The sequence below is a fragment of the Geobacillus sp. FSL K6-0789 genome (genome assembly GCF_038593135.1).
Classification (GTDB): Bacteria; Bacillota; Bacilli; order Bacillales; family Anoxybacillaceae; genus Geobacillus; species Geobacillus stearothermophilus.
The window spans coordinates 329,989-351,007 of the sequence record NZ_CP151966.1 but is presented as its reverse complement, the minus strand read 5'-3'; the positions used below and the strand labels follow the sequence as shown (position 1 = coordinate 351,007).

General features: G+C 49.7%; 11 protein-coding genes, 1 pseudogene and 1 CRISPR repeat array. Of the genes and pseudogenes, 1 reads left to right on the top strand and 11 read right to left on the bottom strand.

Annotation, left to right across the window (positions count from 1 at the left end; genetic code table 11):
• Positions 1–2: 2 nt before the first annotated feature.
• From NSQ51_RS01805 to NSQ51_RS01765, 9 genes and pseudogenes are all read right to left on the bottom strand, one after another.
• A complete protein-coding gene (locus tag NSQ51_RS01805) occupies positions 3–2,333 on the bottom strand; it encodes a CRISPR-associated helicase/endonuclease Cas3 (RefSeq protein ID WP_049624948.1) in 2,331 nt (776 codons plus the stop codon).
• 1 nt (position 2,334) lies between these two features.
• Positions 2,335–3,078, bottom strand: a complete 744-nt coding sequence (gene cas5b / locus NSQ51_RS01800; protein ID WP_049624947.1) for a type I-B CRISPR-associated protein Cas5b — start codon at positions 3,076–3,078, stop codon at positions 2,335–2,337.
• A 12-nt stretch (positions 3,079–3,090) separates the two neighbouring features.
• Positions 3,091–4,050: a type I-B CRISPR-associated protein Cas7/Csh2 gene (gene cas7b / locus NSQ51_RS01795; RefSeq protein WP_049624946.1), complete on the bottom strand. Its 960-nt coding sequence runs from the start codon at positions 4,048–4,050 to the stop codon at positions 3,091–3,093.
• Position 4,051: 1 nt separating this feature from the next.
• A complete protein-coding gene (locus NSQ51_RS01790; RefSeq protein ID WP_049624945.1) occupies positions 4,052–5,767 on the bottom strand; it encodes a TIGR02556 family CRISPR-associated protein in 1,716 nt (571 codons plus the stop codon).
• A gap of 179 nt (positions 5,768–5,946) precedes the next feature.
• Positions 5,947–8,712: a CRISPR direct-repeat array (repeat unit 30 nt; unit sequence GTTTCAATCCCTCATAGGTACGATAAAAAC).
• A gap of 196 nt (positions 8,713–8,908) precedes the next feature.
• Positions 8,909–9,295 (bottom strand): annotated as a pseudogene (locus NSQ51_RS01785) (DUF4351 domain-containing protein); the annotation flags it as partial.
• A 46-nt stretch (positions 9,296–9,341) separates the two neighbouring features.
• On the bottom strand, positions 9,342–10,562 hold the full coding sequence (locus tag NSQ51_RS01780) for a TIGR02679 family protein (RefSeq protein ID WP_033016650.1): 1,221 nt from the start codon (positions 10,560–10,562) through the stop codon (positions 9,342–9,344).
• Positions 10,559–14,680, bottom strand: a complete 4,122-nt coding sequence (locus tag NSQ51_RS01775; protein ID WP_049624944.1) for a TIGR02680 family protein — start codon at positions 14,678–14,680, stop codon at positions 10,559–10,561. The genes NSQ51_RS01780 and NSQ51_RS01775 overlap by 4 nt, the downstream gene beginning before the upstream one ends.
• On the bottom strand, positions 14,640–15,836 hold the full coding sequence (locus tag NSQ51_RS01770; RefSeq protein ID WP_049624943.1) for a TIGR02678 family protein: 1,197 nt from the start codon (positions 15,834–15,836) through the stop codon (positions 14,640–14,642). Before NSQ51_RS01770 ends, NSQ51_RS01775 begins: the two co-directional genes overlap by 41 nt.
• 2 nt (positions 15,837–15,838) lie before the next feature.
• Complete coding sequence (locus tag NSQ51_RS01765; RefSeq protein ID WP_033016653.1) at positions 15,839–17,329, bottom strand: TIGR02677 family protein; 1,491 nt, start codon at positions 17,327–17,329, stop codon at positions 15,839–15,841.
• Between the two features lie 275 nt (positions 17,330–17,604).
• Between NSQ51_RS01765 and NSQ51_RS01760 the strand changes: the two genes are divergently transcribed.
• Positions 17,605–18,972 carry an ISLre2-like element ISGsp3 family transposase gene (locus NSQ51_RS01760; protein ID WP_342462724.1) on the top strand — a complete coding sequence of 456 codons (1,368 nt, stop codon included), beginning with the start codon at positions 17,605–17,607 and terminating at the stop codon, positions 18,970–18,972.
• A gap of 358 nt (positions 18,973–19,330) precedes the next feature.
• Here NSQ51_RS01760 and NSQ51_RS01755 read toward each other — a convergent pair whose 3' ends face one another.
• Both NSQ51_RS01755 and NSQ51_RS01750 read right to left on the bottom strand, forming a co-directional pair.
• Positions 19,331–20,272 carry an ABC transporter ATP-binding protein gene (locus NSQ51_RS01755; protein ID WP_049624427.1) on the bottom strand — a complete coding sequence of 314 codons (942 nt, stop codon included), beginning with the start codon at positions 20,270–20,272 and terminating at the stop codon, positions 19,331–19,333.
• Positions 20,272–20,955, bottom strand: coding sequence for an ABC transporter permease subunit (locus tag NSQ51_RS01750; RefSeq protein ID WP_064213618.1), 684 nt, complete (start codon positions 20,953–20,955; stop codon positions 20,272–20,274). Before NSQ51_RS01750 ends, NSQ51_RS01755 begins: the two co-directional genes overlap by 1 nt.
• Positions 20,956–21,019 lie beyond the last annotated feature (64 nt).

Below are 21,019 nucleotides of genomic sequence, written 5' to 3'. Positions count from 1 at the left end.
ACCTACCAGATCAAGCCTTCGCTTTTCGTTCGATAACCGAGTTTCTCGTCGTAAAAATCGTTCAGGGAGTCTCTCCCTACATACCCAATGCCATGGACAATCGGGGGCTGATGGTCCACTTTCGCAGGAATGGCAATCACATATTGGGAAAAGCGGCTCTTTAACGACGCAAACCGTTTTCGGCGCTCCCAACGGTCATGCAGGCGCAAAATGGCCTCATATTCGCGAAATACATCAACAGCCTCTTCATCTAATTCAATAAAGACATTCATTTTTTCTCCATCCCCTTCAATCAAACGAAAATGAGACACAGGGATTCGGTCAATCGTTTCCTCGCCATCAAAATACAGCGTCATCATCCCTTTTAACAACCGCTCCGATTCCGCATTGCTCATCCGGGCTGCCAATGTTTCAAAATAAGATGTAATCAGCCGCAAAAACTGCCCTTCATGCACTTCCTTATTTCCTTTTAACAACGTTTGGGTAATATCCAACCGAATGGCATCGTAAATATAGCTTGCATATAACCGCCTGTTGTCTGTCAAGCGCACAACGTGCACTTCCCCGGTTCGATGCCCGTGGCGATTGCACCGCCCGGCAGCCTGTTGAATGGAATCAAGCGGCGCGAAGTCGCGGTACACCACGTCAAAATCAATATCGACGCCCGCTTCAATCAGCTGAGTGCTGACGACAATTCGATATTCGCCATTTTTCGCGGCCTTCACCCTCCGCAGACGCTCTTTAGGTGGAATATGAGTGGATAAAAACGCAACCTCCGCTTCATCGATGCCTTCGTCTAAAAGCGTCTTGTAAAAGGTTTTAGCGCTTTCAATCGTATTCAAGATAAACAAATACGTTTTCTCTTCGTCCCACTCAATGCGGCGGACAAACTCCTCGATCGTCATCGGTTTGTCGATATCGGGATACAGTGCCACACGGGAAAGCGGCTGGAAATAGGCCTGTTCATTCACAAGTGAAATCGCTTCAGGGAACCATTTCGGATCCGTGGCCGAACTGAACAGGAAATAACAGCCAAGTTCTTCCGCCATGGCCTCAAACAACTGACGAATGGCCAGCCAATATCGATGAGGCACGGCCTGCACTTCATCAATCAAAATAATGGAATTGGCCAGCCGATGAAATTTGCGCAACGAGGCATTGCGATTGGAAAAGATCGTTTCAAATAATTGCACAAAGGTCGTCACGATCAATTCCGAATGCCAACCTTCGATCAATAGCTTAGCAGCTTCATAATCCGCATCATATCGTTCATCATCTTGCTTGGTCGTATAGCGAATGTCAGCGAGGTGATGGTGCGCGAGCCACAGTTGGTGATCTTCCCCGACTCCATTGCAAGAAAATATCTCTTTAAGTACATTCGCCGTTTGGTCAATGACGCTAAGAAACGGCAAGGTATAGATGATGCGCGGCTTGATCCCTTGTTGCCGCTCAATGGTTTCACGCAAGCGCAACGCAAAATGGAGGCTTGCCAGCGTTTTCCCCATCCCTGTCGGCAAATTGAGTCGGTAAAAGTGTTGGCTTAGGTCGATCGGCGTTTCATCCACCTCACGGAACGCCCGCTCCCTTAGCTGATTGAGCGCTGTTGTTTCCCATGATTGTCTCTGTTTGTAGCGCAAAATGAGATCCGCGGGGATCTCTTTGCGCGCGGAAAATGACCATGACTGCTTTTGGACGATCCCTGCCTCCGACTTGTCCGCATCAATCAGCAAAGAAAAAAGAAACAATACTCGTACATACGGAGCGAGGGACTTGTTTTCCCGGTTCCATGACATGATGAAACGGCGCAAGGACCGGGCCTCGGTGAAAAATTCATCGAGCCATGCCGACCAGGTTTCTTTTGTCCAGATCCCCTCTTTCCCTAAGCCAGCAAGCGCCATTTGTTCCGCCAATGCTGCATAATCGACGGCTTCAACTTGACGCCTAAGCAGCGCCTTCGTCTCCTCCCCCATCCGTTTCAACTCTTCGAGCCAGTCATCTAAGTTCCCATGGTGACGCTTCACGACAAGAAAGGCCAACAACCGCCCAAACTCGTCAATCCCCTTCTCCTTAAGGAACATCGCTAATAGGACTGCCGATAAAAGAGCGTGGCTTTTGAGCGCTGGCGGACCTTGAAACGCATCAGGCGATTGGATGTATTGCTGGAAGAAGGCATGGCCCTTGCCAAGATCGTGAAAAAGTGCGATCCAACGGTTCATCTTACCCAATAGCACTGGATCGGCTAAGCGAATGGACTTTTCAGACAAAAAGAGGGAGGAAAGCTGCTCCACCCCCCGCAAATGTTCAGATAATAAATAGTGCGGATGGGAATACATCTTACTCTCCCCTTCCATCGGAATAGAAAAAGACGATCCGCTCCCCGTGTTCATTCTCCCAATAGTGAGGGACAGAGGCGAGAATGGGCTGTCCTTCCGCCTCAAACACTACCTCTTCGTACTGGGAAACAACCCGTTCCGCATTCATCTTCCAAGCCACTCGCTCCTTGCGATACTCTTTGCCTGGCTCCACTTTCAACGCTCGCATCTCGTTTCCAGGAATGACCGAACAAATTGGCACGTGATCCTCTCCATCCACTTCGACGAAGCGAAACTCTTCCATCGCGACAAACTGGACATCCGCCAAACATTCGCTCAGACCAAGGCAGGGCGTGTATACGCTTTTATGCTGGCAAACGAGATCCACAAGCTCCGAAAAACGTTCCTTGTCCTTGAGCGAAACATAACAGCGGAAATGAGGAAAACGCAAAAATTCCACACGAATTTGCGTTCGCGCTCCTTCACGCCGCTGTTTTGGCACCCATATGTTCCCTTTCGTGTTCACATAGTTGATGCCCACTCTTGTCTTCCGCACTGGCCCCATGAGGCGTACGGCCACATTGGTTGTCTCATGGTTGAACACTCGCAAATACTCGTTTTCCTCTTTTCCCACCCCTGTGATCGCGCCGAGCAGCCCAAAAAGCGCGGTCGGCGGAATGAAGGAATACGTGAGCGGAGAAGAAGTCGAATACAACTGGCGAAAATGCCCGAAATCAGCTCGAATATCAAATACAAGCACATTCATCGCGCTCATTCCTTATGATCGAATATCCACAACAATGCCTTCTTGACGCAATCGGTCAGCGAGCTGTTCGCTGCACACAAGCCTTTCATCTTGCCGCAGCTCAATCTTCGCAATCTTTTCCTTTTCCCTAACCAATACCTTAATGAGCGGAGATACATCCAGCACATAATCTCGGACATCGCGAATTTCCTCTTCCGCCTTTTCCGTATGCAGGGAAATGTATTGATCCAGTTCGCCGATATGGAAGTGAGGCTCTTGATAAACGACACGCAAAAGCAACCTTGGGACATGGCCGACTTTCGAGCGGGAAATTAAATTTTTCGTCCCCTCCCACATTGCTTCAACCAGCAACTCCACATCTTCTTCTGTCAGTCTCGTCGAACGGGCTGCAATCTCATTGATCACCCCATAGAACGCAATAAGAGAATACGGAAGCACATATTCTTCACGAAACGTCTTCTGCGTCATTTGCCCGCCCGAGGCAAACGCACCTGTTCCTTTGATATATTCCAGCTTGACCCGATGGAGCGACTGCCCCATTTTAAACTGGACAGGTCCTGTGTGAGTAATCGAACCTTTTTCCTTTGAGCTTTTTTCAATCGGCAAGGTGACGCCGAACAGCCTTACATCAATGCATTGACGCAACACTTCATCATTGATGATCTTTTTCATTTCACTTAAGTTCAATTTTGATTTTTCTAATTTTTTTCCGTCTTGAACCAGAAAGTCTTCCGCTCTCGCCTTCGCATCTTGAATATACTCATCATCTTGCGCAATTTCACGGACGAAAATTTCTTGCCCGCGATACTCATACAAGTAATCGCGAATCGTCCGTTTTAAGCGCACATCGGTGACGATGTTTTTCCCTGTTTCCTCATCAATGCGCGGCTTATTGCCATCCACCGGATCGCCATTCGGATTCGCCCACTGCACATCGTACAAAAAGAGCAGTTCTGAACGCTGTTTCACCATATTACTGTTCCTCCTTGCTCCATATGATTTCTTTGACTTGCGATGTTAGGTTCATCCCACATGCAAAATAGAAATTCAATTCATCCACAGACAATTTCCATCTCGGGGAAGAGGACAAAAATAAACGGGAAATTTCTTCAGCGAGCTGGCGATGCCCACCGTAGTAAGACTCATATTCTTCCAGCTTTCCAATCACTTTCGGAAGCAGCCCTTTTATGGCCCGCTGATCCATTTTGAGCCCCATGAGTTGTTTCAGGAATGGCTTGCTGCCGCGTTGTTGCTGCTGGATGTCAAGCAACATTTGCGTCAATGCCCCAAGCAGAAAAACCGCTTGTTTCTCCGGCGACTCCAGTTGTCCTCCATACGTTTCGAACAAACGGGCAAATTTTCCTTCCACCACCCGATCCCCTTTCCTCATCAATACTCCAGCCTGCTCCAAGAAAACCATGACCGCAATGGCTTGACGCGTCTTAGCGGCAAAGAACCCATCACCGGTTTCATAATCGTGAAAATCAGCCCGCAACTGCTCCATAAAAAAAGAAGCAAAAAACGAAAGCGGCAACGCTTTCTTTTGAAATACGCATTCCACCACTTGCAAAAAATATTTATCATAGACACCGATAGGAAAAAACGTGCGAATAAAGCCAAAATGGAAGGGATGATTACCTTCTCTGTACAACAATGTTTCCGTCGCCTTTTTCGCTCGGAACAGTTCGCTGATTCGCGACGGCAATACATCCTCAATCAGCAACAAAATCCGCTCCGCACTTTGAATTCTCTGCAAAAACAACAACTGCAGCGAAAGAGAATTGTTATAATCCTGCAACGTTCCAAGCAAATCTTCTTCCGTAGTCATAAACGATTCCGCTTGGTCTTGATGGATGCGGATATCCTTTTTCCCATTCACCAAATACTCCAACAGCTCATCCAATACATCACGACCGGCAGGAATCAGCAGCTTGGGAATCGCCAAATAAGAAAACCCATAAAACCGATACTGCAAATACGATTCAATAAATTTTCTTCCTTCCTCAATATGGGATTTGCAGGACAAACAGACAGGATAATTTCGCCATGCCTTTGCCTCATCGAACCCCCCGGTAATAAACCCCGGTTTGTCCAACGTATAAAAACGAAAGACGGATAACTTACCAATCACCGTTTCCTTGCGTTCTCCGCAAATCGCGCACACTTGATGGCGGGCTGCCAATTCCATATCTTTTTCATTCACCAAATACAAAAAAGCGTCCTGAAATGGCGTCCAACCGTACAAATAAGCACCATTGATTTTCAATGAGACGATGGCACGTTCGCCAGAAAGCGAAAGCTTGTCTTTCATTTCGTGCAAAATCGCTTCTTGTTGCTGCACAAGCACATGCTCGATAGAACGGAGAAACGGGTCATCCATCACCCGATTCACTTTGCGAAACCATCCGAGAACTTTTTGATCATATGTATTTTCGATCGTCGTAATTCTCGCTGTCGGAGAATAATTGATTCCGCGCGTTGATCCGGAACGAAACAAATATTTCTTATAATCACTTCCGCATTCCTCAACCTCGCATCCTTCCCAGACAGCGTTTCCCTCACCATCCACACGCAATGAAATGAGCACACAAGAAGGATAACCTGGATTCTCAACCAGCTGATCAATGACCGACACTTCTCCTTGCTTCTCGAGCACCATCTTTCCGATTCGGGCGATTGCTTCGATCAATCTATCACCCCTCCGCATCGTTTGGACTAATCTAATTATACCATATAGACAAAAAAATGGTATAAAAAACGAGATTGTTTTTTATAAAATTCATAATTACGATACTACTACAAGACATGCAACTCCCCATAAGTCCGGCGAAAACAAAAAAGCGCCGAACGTTTTATGACGTTAGCGCAGGTTTAATCCCTTATAGGTACGATAGAAACTGAGAAAATGGAAGCCTTTGAATGGATTGTCACAGGGTTTCAATCCCTCATAGGTACGATAAAAACAGAAATCATGGGCAACGAAAAGCTAGTTCCTAACATCGTTTCAATCCCTCATAGGTACGATAAAAACTTGTAGAACCCCTCGGCGTTCGCTGTTTGCGGATTGTGTTTCAATCCCTCATAGGTACGATAAAAACCGGCTTGCCGCCTTTAGTGAGGTTGTATTTCCCCCAGTTGTTTCAATCCCTCATAGGTACGATAAAAACTCGACCGTGACAACCACAATGTCATCGCCACGGGTGGCTTCGTTTCAATCCCTCATAGGTACGATAAAAACCTCCATTCCTGATGTATCCGTTTCTTGTGCTAACTGGTTTCAATCCCTCATAGGTACGATAAAAACTCGCGGCTGATGGTTTCGATTAATTCGACATAGCGGTGTTTCAATCCCTCATAGGTACGATAAAAACGTATCAATCGAATTTCAACCGCATGTGATGATGAAAGTTTCAATCCCTCATAGGTACGATAAAAACTACGATGGGTCTGGCTCGTTTAGCTTTTGAAGCCGGTTTCAATCCCTCATAGGTACGATAAAAACTTGCAAAGCGTGTATTGTTGGAAAAAATACGTTGGTGTTTCAATCCCTCATAGGTACGATAAAAACAAAGAGATTTATCGCGTGAAAATGGAGATTTACAACCAGCGTTTCAATCCCTCATAGGTACGATAAAAACGGAATCACTTGCGTTTTAGTGGGGTGAGGGTATGAGTTTCAATCCCTCATAGGTACGATAAAAACGCAAATTGAACGATTCACCAAAGCAAGTGCGAAGCGAGGTTTCAATCCCTCATAGGTACGATAAAAACAGCGAGAGAAATTGAGCCTGTTCTGAAGCGCGAGCGAATGTTTCAATCCCTCATAGGTACGATAAAAACAAACTCACGGATCAAGATTTACGTTTGTTGTATCTGTTTCAATCCCTCATAGGTACGATAAAAACTTGGCTCGAGCATACATCAGGCCGCTTTTCCGAAATGTTTCAATCCCTCATAGGTACGATAAAAACTCTACTGCGAAAACGCCCGTCGCAAATTCACTGTCCAGTTTCAATCCCTCATAGGTACGATAAAAACGTGTACGGATTCGCCCAAGCATCACCAACCGGAACAGCGTTTCAATCCCTCATAGGTACGATAAAAACCAGAAGGAGGAATGGTTATGTCACTTCAACGATTACGTTTCAATCCCTCATAGGTACGATAAAAACCCTGCGACTGCTGCCAAAATAGAAAGTGCAGCATCTTTGTTTCAATCCCTCATAGGTACGATAAAAACTTTGAAACGGCGATGACGGACAAGGAACGGCTGCAGTTTCAATCCCTCATAGGTACGATAAAAACGATGTATCAAGCATTTTTTAGCTATGCGGCTTTTATGTTTCAATCCCTCATAGGTACGATAAAAACAATCACGCCTTTGAAGCGGTATTTTTCGATATCCCCAAGTTTCAATCCCTCATAGGTACGATAAAAACGGATGGTTGGGAGGACTTCATCAAACACCCACGATTGTTTCAATCCCTCATAGGTACGATAAAAACTTTTTACAGTGTCGCTGTTATTTGTTGTGGCGCTAGTTTCAATCCCTCATAGGTACGATAAAAACCCGGATTGGCGGGAAATCGCCGGACTGACTTATCAGTTTCAATCCCTCATAGGTACGATAAAAACAATGAGGCTCTCGATGATGCTTACAAGCTAAAAAAGTTTCAATCCCTCATAGGTACGATAAAAACGAGGAGGCGCTCAAAACGAAAAGACATTATGCGATGTTTCAATCCCTCATAGGTACGATAAAAACTGATCTCCTCCGAGAAATGATGGAGAAGGAGGTACGGTTTCAATCCCTCATAGGTACGATAAAAACGTGCCGATTGAATCCGAAGAATATGCGATCAATTTTGGTTTCAATCCCTCATAGGTACGATAAAAACGAAAGCAAGCGAGAGAGGCGAGGATGCGCCGCTCAAGGTTTCAATCCCTCATAGGTACGATAAAAACGTAAACGAATGACGAATATCGCTTTTTGTGTGGAGATGGGTTTCAATCCCTCATAGGTACGATAAAAACAATCCAGCCCATAACCGGAGAGTTAGCTCCATATCCGGTTTCAATCCCTCATAGGTACGATAAAAACTGACGATTGGGATGATGATTGGGAAACCGAGGAATTGGTTTCAATCCCTCATAGGTACGATAAAAACTTTCATGAGCCACATGGATTTTTCCGCCGCTTTATCCCAGTTTCAATCCCTCATAGGTACGATAAAAACCAAAAACCCAGGCGGAAATGTTGCTCCTATACGCAGTTTCAATCCCTCATAGGTACGATAAAAACCGATACTGGGTACATTCCTAGAACACCAGTATCTCCGTTTCAATCCCTCATAGGTACGATAAAAACCTGGGCAGCTACGGCCAACAAGTAAGCCGGATGTAGAGTTTCAATCCCTCATAGGTACGATAAAAACTTGGATGGGGCTGAGCTTGGTCAGCGCCATGCGTTCGTTTCAATCCCTCATAGGTACGATAAAAACGATTTCCCGCCAATCCGGCGGACGGCCTACCCGGTGCCGTTTCAATCCCTCATAGGTACGATAAAAACCGATAAACGCTATCGCTTTTTTAATCATAAACTTTGTTTCAATCCCTCATAGGTACGATAAAAACCCCAAAAATGCTTGTTCCATCAAGCTTTTCGGTTTGGAGCTGTTTTCAGCATACCACGTTTCAAAAATTCTGTCAACGGATTTCAACCTTGATGGCTGTAGGCTTGAGGCGCTAAAAACCATTGTCGTCGATCCCCCGGGGTTTTAGCACGATTGGAGGTCGACGACAATGTGGGGCTTGACGGCGAAGGACCATCTCACCCCTTCATCCTTTCAATCTTCTCCATCGGCAGTCCGGTCGGTTCGTGGATCGTGTCGACATCGTATCCTTTCGCCAGCATTCTCTTCACCACGTCGAGCTTCCCTTCCTCGATCCCTTCTTGGCGTCCTTGCTTCATCCCTTGCTTTAACCCCTGTTCGATTCCTTGTTGGATTCCCTTTTCCATCCCCCGCTGTTCGTATGAGACGATGAGCTCCATCACACGCTTTGCTTCCTTCGTTTCCATTTGGCTCCCCTCGTGTCGCCGTTTTGCTTCCTCCTCTTCAGATCGCCGCAAATACGTCTCGAAAAAACCGAACAACAGCCGCTGTTTCGCTTCATCCAATTCGAGACGGACGAGCATGCGCAAAAATTCCTTTTGGAGAAGGAGACCCGATCGCTCCGGGCTCCTTCTCTGGCTCGTGGATGGACTACCCGTTGATATCCTCTGTCAGCCTCCCGATAATTGCCTCTTGATACCCCGCTTTTTTCGTTTCCGCCATCTCCTCTTTCAGCGGCTGCAGCGGCGTCGACGTTACGGATGCGAGCTTGGCGAGGCGCTCGGGGGTGAGGTCGACGACAGGGTTGGCGGCCCTATAATCCTCGACGGAAAAGCGCCAAAGGGTGACGGCCTGTCCATACCGCTCCTGCAGCCGCTCTGCCATGGCCAATCCTTCTGGGTCGAAGTCGCCGGAGTAATACAGCTTGGCGCCTGAAGAGGCGAGAAGATCGAGCAGCTTCATCGTCGCCACGTTCATTTGCCCGTTCGTGCTGACAAGCGGGGCGCGGGTGTCAAGCAGCGTCGAAAAGACGCCCGCGTTTTCGACAATGTACACCGTCCCCCCATGGGCAGGGCGGGCGCGGACAAGCGACAGCACATCTCTAAGCGGCATGTTCAGCGCTGTGTTCGCCTCCCAGGCAGCGGAGAAAACAGGATGCGGTCCGTCCTTGGTTTCAGCAAGAATGTTGGCGCATGTGACAAAGTTCAGGATATCCTCACGGAGCAAGCCGACGGACTGGAGCAACTCGTTGACGCTCTCTACAGATGCCATGTCCCAATCCCCGGGCACGGTCGCTTGCAACGCCGAAAGCAACAATCTCCCCGGTAGCGTGGACAAATCGAACGCATGCGGGTCGCCCGCCACTTGCTGGGCAAAGAGCGGGAGGCGCATGTATGACGGGAGCGGGAGGCGGCCCAAAGCCGCGCTGACAAGGCGGATGGCCTCCTCCAGGCTGCGGCGGTCGGTTTCGTACGCCGTTTGGACGAAGCGCTGAGGGCGGACCGACTCAACCCAATGATGCTCCTCGGTCAGACGCGCAAAAAAACGATCCCGTTCCTCTTCCTCCGCCTGGCGCCGTTCTTTGTTTGAGACAAGCGGGGCGCCGAAGTACTGTTCAAGCAGCTCGACAAGCCCAACGCCCGCAAACCTCGTCTGTCCGAGCTGTTTTTCAAACGCGATAAGGGAGACGCGGGAGACGTCTTTGCCGAAAAAGGCGGCCACCGCCTCCCGCTCTTCATCGGTGAACACCTCTAAAGACACCGCGCCGCCGACGCGGCCGAGCGACTCGTACTTGCGTTTCATTTCGGCAAACAGCCGCTTGAAGCCCGGTTCGGATCGGAAAAAGGCAGCCGCCTCCTTGGCCGTGCTCACGTTTCGATCATCTCCCATTCTTTGTCATCGACCATGAGCTGTTTGACGCGCCCGTTCCAACGGTAATGAATGACGGTCACAAACGACGCATTGCGCGGGCGGACGAGTTCGCAAATGGACAACGCGGGCACGGTGTCGTAGTCGCCCCAAAGCGCCTGCGAGTTCATGATGTAGTTAAAGCCGAGCTGTTCGACAAGTCCGAACAGGTTGCGGATGTTGTTTTCATCGACGCCGGCGAACGCCTCGTCGAGCGAAATGATGTACGGGGCATCATCGCCCGCTTCTTGGTAGCGCGAATACGCCGCGGCGAAAAGGGGAATGTACATCGCCATCGCCTTTTCCCCACCGCTGAATTGGTAAAAGCGGTGGTTCGTCAGCTCGCGTTTCGGCTCGTTTGTTTTTTCATAGTACAAAGTGAAGGAAAACCATTTCCGATAGTCGAGCACTTCTTTAATGATTTGATGGAGCGTGCTGCCTTGGCCGCGCTCTTCAAGCAATTCGCGGGCGCGGGCGATTTTCGAGCGGAAATGGTTCGTCACTCGCTGTAAATCTTCCTCTCTAAGCAGCCGCGGATCAAGCCGCAACAGGCGCACCAATTCTTTCGTATCGAGCTCCGCTTCCGTCTCCGCCGTTTTTGGCTTCCATTGAATGGACAGCACAAGCCCTGATGATGTGTCGAGGCCGCCCATCAGCTTGTTCATCTCATTCACCCACCGTTCGGCGCGCTGGATGCGGCTGCGCAAAATGCGGCCGACTGATTTTAAGATGACGTCCTCATACAGCTCGCGGTCTTGTTCTTTCATATACTCGTGCTGCAAGACGATGTCGCGCTCCACTTCCGCCAGCACCGCAAACGGCGTGGCGCGCTCGCCTTTGTAGTCGAGGTAAATGACGTGCCGTTCTTGTTTCTCCCGCCAGTCCGCGGCTTTCATGGCCATCTCATCGTCTGGGGCAGCGGCGGTCCATTCGGGCTTCGTTTGTTCTTCCAGCGGCTCGAAGGACGCCCGGTATTCGGTCAAGTTGGACGACTCTTGGAAAAAGACGGTGTTCAGCCGCGCCAGAAGCGAGGAACGCGTCTCTTTTAACACTGCTTCGTACCGTTGTTTCGCTTCTTTCGCCTGCTCCAGGAGGGATCGGGAACGATCAAGATCCACAAGCCCAAGCGCCGCTTCACGGGCAAACGACTTTTCCCACATCGCGGCGAGCTCGCGGGCGAACGCTTCCCGCTGCGCCCCTTTTTCCCGCTCTTCGACTAAGCGCATGAGCCGCTGTTCCGTCCGCGCCCGTTCGTTGACAAGGCGCGGAATTTCTTGGCGCAAAAACGCCAATCGTTCTTGAATGCGGGCGATTTCGGCGCGAATGTCATCCGCCCCCATTTGCGCGAGCGTCCGTTCCATCTCCGCGATTCGCAAGGCGAGCCGCTCGGTTTCATCCCGAAGCCGATTTCGTTCGCCTTTCGCTTCGTCGATCTCCGTTTCCAGCGCCGCGAGCCGCTCGCGCTGTTGGGCGATCATCGCCTCGGTATGGCACGTTTCGCGGTAAAGCACTTCGAGTTCGTGCACATGGCGGACGTACGATTTCATGGCGAGCTGGGCTTGTTCACAACCGTCTAAAGTAAAGGCCAAATCGAGCTCGGCCGACTCGTCGTGGAGCTGTTGTTTGATTTGTTTCCATTCGCGCGCCAAGAGAGCGGCTTTTTCTTCTTGCCGCTTCCATTCCCGTTCTTTGCTTTCGGCTTGGCGGCGCGCTTCTTGCGCTTCGTCAAACGCGGTGCGCACATCGCGGTCCGATGGGAAGGACGCCAACCAGTCGGCGAGCGCTTGGATGGCCGCTTCCACCGCCTGATGCGCCCCGCGCAGACGGTCGATCTCTTGCCCCACAGCGGCGATCTCGGCTTCCAGCGCTGCGATGTTCTCAAGCCGCCACCGTTCGCGCGCCGCACGGCCAATGAACATCGCCTTCGATCTCCGCGGCGCATGGCCGCGGACAAGGCCGAGCGAATAGCGCCCCGTTTCATCGATCGTCATGCCGCCTTCTTGGTCGGCATCGGTGATGACGATGCTTCGGAGCACTTCGTCAATCCGCTCCATTGACACAGGGGCATTGGCATCTGGGCGCAAATAATCAGCAAGCGTGTGCGCCATATGGACCGGTTTCGGAATGAGCACACGGTCGCAGGCGACGTCGATCTCGCGAGCAGTAATGAGGGCGTCAAGCAGCCCCGCGTGTGAAAGCGCCGATTCGATTCGCTCGCGCACATCGTCAGGCACATCGTCGACAAATTCGACCGCGGCATAAAGCGGGACAAACGGAATGCCTTTCTCCTCCAGCGCCAACCGGGCGGCAGTGGTTTGTTCATCCCGTTCAGGCTCGGGGTCGCGTTGTTCCCGCCATTGACGCAGTTCGGCCTCGCGCTCTGCCCGTTTTTCTTCCAACATACGGATGTCATGCTCGAGCCGCCATTTCTCATCCTTTTTCTTGCCGACGGCATCGTAATACGCTTGCACGAATGGGCGCTTCAAATCATCGAGCGAATACTGTTCATAGAGGGCGCCCATTTGTTGCAAAAACGCCTGAATGTCCGTTTCGGAAACGTCGATTCCTCCCTGCTCGACCCAGGCAAGCACGGCTTGTTCAAACCGCTCTTTCTCCTCTTCGAACAGCTCTTCCCATTTCCATTGCTGGTGGCGCCATTCGTCCATTTCCCGCCGCCTTTCGCCCGCTTCGCTGCTCGCTTCTTCATAGCGTCGTTTCACCTCGTCATGCCTGCGCCAAAGACGCGCCAACTCCTCGAGCTGCTCGATATGGCGGTCGGCTTCCTGTTTCCACGCGGCAAACGAAAACTCTTGTTGCTTTTGGCGATGGCGGTGAAAATCGTCTTCGTTCGTTTCATGCAAGGAAAAGGATCCTTCGTCGGCATCCATACGCAGCTGCTCCAGCTCGTCTTCAAGCTTCCGCTCAAGGTCATCCAGCCGCGCTTCCGCTTCATCGAGGCGGCGGCGGTGCTGACGTTCCTGTCGTTCTTTTTCCGCAATCGTCTGCTCGTGCCGCTCCCGCCGTTCCTCTAGGCGCTGCCGTTCGGCTTTCAGCTGTTCATACTTTTCCGCCTGCTGGAACACTTCATGGCCAGCCAAGTCGATTTCGCGCGCTCGCAGCACGTCTTCTTCGCGGCCGAGGCGGGTGATGGACTCCTCAAGCTCATCAAGCGCCTTTCGCGTCTTTTCTTCTTCATCGTGAAGGCGTTGTTGCTCGGCGGCGAGCTGTTCGGCCTGCTTGACCGCTTTTACGTATTCTGCCGCCTTTTCGGCGATCATATATTCGTTGTACAGGCGGTATTGATCGCAAAGGCGCTTCAACGCCCGTTCGTCGCGTTCGAGCTGCTCAAGCTGCTGCTTGGCTTGGTCCATGTTTTCAATCGTTTCGGATAAATGGCGGAGCTCGTCATCGGTCAACGGAGGCAGCGAGCTTTCCAAAATCTCATAAATCACCGTCGGCTTAAAGTCTTTCGACAGCTTCGGGCTGCGCAGTTGAATGAGCAGTTCGATCAATTCTTGAAACGCCTCGAGCGATTCAAAGCGAAACACATGCTTATTGACGAGCTCCATATACTCTTTTTGCGTCTCGACGACCGTCCCGCCCGCACCGAGCAATGCGGCGAGCTCGCGTTTCGTCAGCGGGATTTTTTCACCTGTTTTTTCTTGTTTATACAACTGAAGGTCATAGCCGATGCGGCGGTTGTCGAACATGACAAACCCCCAAAAGTCGAGGCTTTTTTGCCGCTTTGCCCGCAGGCCGATGCCCGTTGTGACGTATTGGTCGGATGCTTTTCGTTTGTATTCCAAAAACAAATACCCCGTCCGCTCATCGCGATTGACGACGTCTTTTTCCCCAAGCAAGTAGTCTTCCATGCGCCGCGCCCGTGAGCCGAACGGATCGAGGCGATCGGGCGTCTTCTTGCCGTCTAAAAGCACCGGGATCAAGCTTTGCATCGTCACCGACTTGCCCGCCCCGTTGCTTCCCCGCAACAGCAGCTTGCCGTCAGCGAAATGAAAATACTGCTCGTCGTAATACCAAAAATTAATCAGCCCCGCACGATGAAGCACCCATGGATTCGCCATGTTCTCCTCCCTCTTTCGCGTCAAAATCATCTGGATACCGTCCCGACACCCGCCCGAGGAGGGGGTAAAGGACGATCATTCCGGTGTCGTGCTCCACATCGGCCATGCGCCATTCGTTGAGCGCCGCAAGCACTTCGCGGACAAGCTCGGCAGCCGACATGTCGCGGTACGTTTTCCCCCACCCCGCCCCGTAACGGCGGCGGCAATCGGCAAGCCAGGCGGAAAATTGTTCAGACGTCAACCGGATGCGGCCGTATTCATCCGGTGGATATTCCCCAAGCCGCTCGCGCACCAAGGCGGCAAAATGAAGGATGATCTCCGACGTTCCTTTCTGATCAGGAAATACGGTGTACGGCGCCTGCCGCTCAGGCAACATCAACATGGCGGCGTTTTTGTACAACTCGTACCGAAACGGCGTATGCGCTTCGATGTCATCGCGCAGCCGATGGCGGAAGTTGCGCAAGTAGTAAAAATCTTGCTCGTCCCCTTCTGTCCGATGCACCGCCGGGGATAAAAACAGCTTCCGATACAGGCGATGGCGCCGATAATCTTGCGGCGAGGCTTTCCACTCCTCGGCGAGCAATTCGTCGATCGATTCATATTGCAACAAATCTTTCGGATGCGTACGCATAAAATAGCGGGCGAGCACCGGCACTTCGTACAGCGCTTCTTCCTCCACATGCTGGGCGAACGCTTCAATCTCCCCATCCATCCGGCGGACAAGACCGATTTGTTCCGCCGTTTTCAACACGCGGATGAGCGCGCGCCGATGCGCGTAGTTCGTCCAATCGACTGGTAGATCCCCCGGGTACATGGCGCGAATTTCTTCGCATACGTCAGAAAGCAAAAACTTGTCCTCCACCGCCTTGCCTTCCAAATACGCCATCAAGCAGCAAAACAGCGCATAATCGAGCGGCTCTTGAAACGACTCGATGCCCATCCACGGCTCGGGATCGGCGGGAATTTTCTCGAGCTTGGCGAAATAGCGGTGGACGATGAGTCGATACCCAAACTTCTCCTCCACATACCGTTTCAACACATGTTCACGCTCGCGGACGAGCTGGTACAAATCCGGCTCTTGGTCGCGAATGATCCAAAACTGCTCAAACAGCGCGGCGAGCGCTTCTTTCGCCTTGTCGTCAAACGCCGTTTCCATCCTCACTCACCTCCCGAAAGCACATGAATTTCGTAGTTCGGCATCACGAGTTCCCCATCTTCTGCACGAAGGCAAATCGTCCCCTCTTTGTTCACCACTTTGACCACCCACCCGTTTTCCGTCTTCATTGCTTGCCCCTCGCGCCCCATCGCCTTGGCGATCCAACCGAGCAGCGTTTTTCGTACATATGGAGTCACCTCGGGAAGGTCAGCCAGCACGATTTTTCCATCGGTCACAAGCTGTCTGAGCGCCGCTTCCTCGCGCTCTTTTTCTTCCAAATAGCGAAGGCGCGCTTCTTCTTTCTCCCGTTCTTTGTCTTCAATCGCCTGCGGCTTTTTCTTTTCCCCGTAATGGCGGACGCGCGGCTTCGTCACCCACTCGGCTGGCGGCTCGTCCCATACGTCGCGGTATATGTTGTCGGTCGCCTCCGCATCAGCGACGAGATGTTTCGTATGGAAGCAGCCGAATACGACCGCTGACAGGCAGTGCGCCTCTTCAATCGATTCAAGGCGGGAAAACCAGCGCGCCAAATGCAAGTAGTCGCCTTTGCGGCTGCGAAAATGATGATGCCGCTCGCCAAGCCGCTGCACGACGCGCGTCAGACGGCGAATCGCCTCATTTGTCTGGTATTGCAAAAACGAAAGCTCGCTCTCGCGCCCGTTGCGGCCTAAAAACCATTCACACAAGCTGCGCCACGTCTCCCATTTTTCTTCAATCTGCACAGCGCGCGGCGGCGGTGCATCGGCAAAGCGCGGGATCGACCGCTCATAGTCGACGACATGCCCGATGAACTGCCGAACCCCTTCTTCCGGCAGATCTTCAAGCAATTGTTCAATCTGCATCGACGTTTTTTGCAAGGCGACGATAAAATCGCGCAAGTACGCCGTAAACTGCTCTTTATAGACGAGAAACGACTCGGACGTCATCCGCTCTTCCACGTTTTCGCTATGTAAATAGGCCATATAGTCTGCGGAATTTTGGATGATTTTCTTGAAATAATCGAACGTCTCTTCCCATACTTGGTACATTTCATCTCTCTGTTCCTGAAACCCGGAGGCGATGATCGCCTCGATGCGGGAAAGGGAAGCATACAAGCGGTCAAACCGCGTTTTCTCAAGCGATCCTCCGAACGAATCCCCAAGCTGCTCAAGCGTGCGGATCATCCGCTCGATCTCCACCGTGTACGGACTGCATTGGTAGCGGAATCGCTTTTTCTTAAACTCTTCAATCGTCCGCACGTGGGACGTCTCTTGACGGGCGATCAAGTTGTTCCATTTCACGAGCTGGTCGAGGTCTTGCTGCAAGTCATCTTCTGTGTAATCGGCAAACTCCTCGTGCTGCTTTAAAAAAGCGTACACTTCTTCTGGAAACAAATATTGGCGCATCCGCTCGTGCTGAATATAGAAATAGCGCAAAATCGCACGGTAGCGGTGCGCGTTTTCGGTCGATAAATATTTGGTTTCGACAATGGGTTTGAGCCATGTGGCATCCATCTCCGTCCACCTTCGCTTCGGTTTTTTCCTACTGTTTATTGTAACGATTTTCTCCGCTCTTTTTCTAGCAAAAACCGTTTTCCTAGTGTGAGTAAAATATTTGTGGGTGACATTCAGGAATGATTCCCCGACGAGGGTTGCGAACTTTTGTTCGCGACGCTCGTCGGGGCCACCAAGCGAAGCGCGGTAGAAAAAAGCAAATGTCATGCAAAAAGGACTCTCTCCCTGCTATGATGGTGATGACCAACATCCATAAAACAGGAGGGAGAGAGTCCATGAAACATCTTACCACAGAATGGCCTTTATTAAAAGAGCTGGAGGAACAATTAGTCAGAACTCTTCAAAAGGTGTTCGCTGTCTTGTTGGCGGCCCTTTTGGAGGAGATTGATCAACAACTGGCGGAAGCGCGGGACAAGCGCCGGTATCAGCTGAAAGACAAACGGCCGACTACGATCCAAACGCTGTTTGGAGAAGTGACGTTTCGACGGAACTACTACTATGATCGGCAGGCGGGGGCGTATACCTTCTTGCTGGATGCCGAACTGGGCTTTGATGGAGCGCAGTCGATCAGCCCTTGCCTCGAGGAAACGGCGGTCGAGTTGGCCGTAGAGTGCTCTTCCTACCGCAAAGCGGCCCGTACGTTGGAGTCGATCGTGGGGTATGCGGTCCTAAGCCACGAGGCGATTCGCCAACTGGTGCTGGAGGCCCCTGTCTCGCTGCACCGCCCTGTTTCCCAACGGCACGGCCGAGTGCTATTTGTGGAGGCGGATGGGCTGTTCATTTCCCGCCAGGGGAAAGGGAAACGGGCGAAAGAAGAGAAAATCCTGGCGGTTCACGAGGGATGGAAACGAAACGGTTCGCAGCTCGAGCTCGTGAACCGGCGCCACTACCTCCATGAAGGGGCGGGAGACGTGTGGGAACGGTTTGAAGAGTGGCTGATGAACGAATATGCCTATGATCCGTGCCGGGACCTTTTGATCATCAACGGCGACGCGGCGTCGTGGATCACGGCCTGCCGGGAGTATTTTGGGAAGCGGGCGTGCTTTCAGCTGGATCGATTTCATGTGGCGCGGGAGCTGCGTCAGTGTCTGTCCGGCCATCCGCGTTGGCGGGAGGTGCGGAAGAAGCTGGCGAAACAAGACGAAGAGGGGCTTCTGGTGGAGCTGAACAGCGCGGTCGGCACGTTGGAGGACGAAGGCAAAGAACAACAGCTGGCCGCCTTGATTCGCCGGATCGAGTCGATGCCGGGATGCATCCGGGACTATCGGGAGTGGCTGTCGGAGCAAGGGGTGGAGACGACCGGCATGCGTCCGATGGGCCACGCCGAGAGCGTGATGAGCCGGTTTGCGCATCGGGTGAAATCCCGCCGCAGCTGGAAAGACCAAGGGCTTCGGGCGTTTCTGAGGGCGATGGCGGCCCGAATCGACGGGATTTGGCGGAGAAATGGGCAGTTGGTGGAGGAAGAAGAGACCCGAACGGCGGCCTCGGCCTCAACAAAGCCCAAGCGGATCGAACAGGCCAAACGGAAGGCCGGACGGTTATGGGCAGATGTGGTGCGTCAGAATCTACCGTGTCTGCAGCGGTCATCCGGGACACCGATCCATCAAGCGTTGTCGGCGCTCCGGGATGGTGGTTGGGTGTAAAAAAATGGAATATCTTATCATCGCCTCAAGATGAGGGATGAGAGTCCGAAAGCGCTTACGATATGAATTTCTGAAAATGGTTCGCTAACTAGTGATTGACAACGCCCGTAGTGAACCGAAAAAATGTTCTCCACAAAGTCTTGACTGACTCCTTGAATAAGAAAGCCTGGTAAAGCGATCAAATCTTTGATAAACTGAGATTGTATGCGAAATTTCCTCCGTGGTTGATGGTTTGGTCACCTTTACCATACAGGAAATTTCGCATTTTTTGTACCCTTAATCAGAAAACAACCTGATTGTCAAGTACATTTTGTGGTGAAGAGCCTTTTTAATGTAATTAGTCCATAATATGTAAAAATTAAGTTTTGATCATATCTATCGCATCCCTAGATGTCCGATCAAAGAAAATATCTTCTAGTGTAGCTTTTTCCGTTTTTACTTCATATATATCAATGTTTTGGCTGGATAAATAATGAATCAATTTAGGTATATCAGCTTCCTTATACAGATAACAATATAAATATTGGTCTTTTACTTGTATATCAGAAACATAATCGACTAAATTATTTTTCATGGAATGGGCAATAAAAGAATCCTCTTTCTTTATTTTGATGGAAAGTCGTATAGTACGTTGATGTAAAGCTCTTAATTCTTCCATGCTCCCGATTTTAGATATTATACCGTTTTCCATAATAGCTATTCTGTCACAGATTCTCTCAACTTCAATAAGATTATGTGAAGTTAAAAAAATAGTCATGTGATCTTGAGATAGCTCTTGAATAAGTTGCTGAATTTCAACGGCTGACTCCGGATCTAAACCAGAGGTAGGTTCATCCAGAAAAACGACTTGTGGCTTCCCTAGAATAGCCTGGGCAATTCCTAGCTTTTTTTTCATACCAAACGAATAACTGCCAACCTTTTTCTTTTCATGACCTTTCAGCCCTACTCTCTCCAATATAGCAAGCAAATCACTATTTTTCATTTTTAATTTTTTTAATTTTGAAAAAAATATGAGATGTTCAATAGCAGTTAAATCATAGTAATAGTTTGCAGCATCAGGCATTACTCCAATGATCCTCTTGATTTGATCGATTTCTTGATTCGTTTTTCCACCTATAGTAAAACTGCCCTCAGTGGGCAAAATAATACCTGTTAACATATTCATTGTTGTCGTTTTTCCCGCTCCATTTTTACCTAAAAACCCGAAAATTTCACCTTTTTTTACATCAAAAGTAACACCTTTCACGACATAATGATCTTTAAATTTCTTTTTTAGGTTATATACCTCTATGATTTTCACTACAAATCTCTCCTTTGAAATATAGCCAAAGCTATCAACAGCATAAGAATAGAGAGAAAAAACGGAAAAATGATATAGTAACCGCCTTTAAGAATATAGTAATACGGGAGTATATACTTAATGATTTCCGATATGAATTTAGTCGAGCTAACAGACCACAATCCTAAAACAGGTAGCGCAATACCTAACAAAATACTTACAAATGTAGTATGAGACGGTTTTTTTATTACTAAAGATATCAAGATGGTTAAACTGACAGCATAGGCAATGAAACACATAATTTGCAGAAAGTCAAAAACAAATATCTGCTTAGCAAATAAACCAATAACAATAAATGAGCATAAAATACAAATCAGCCAAAACAAAAAAATCCCTAAAAACTTTCCAATAACAATAGAACTTCTAGAGGATTTAGTAACCAAAAAGCGGATCGTTTGGTTTTCAACTTCTCGGTTGATTGCATCATGGGATAAAGACAAGACAAAGAGAAACCCTAAAAACATAACTAGCCCTCGAATACTAGAGACGTAAGCTGATTCAGCATGATCTTTTTGTAATATATCCAGGTTATTACTGAAAAATTTAGAAGCAGCAAAACACACTACAAGAAAAAATGCAATCACAGCAATAGACTTAAAACCTTTGAACAAGCTTTTAAATTCTTTCTCGACAATTGCTTTCATAATAGTCACCTATTTTTGCTTTCCTTTGGAATTAAATACAGATATTAAAAGTAACGCAATAATT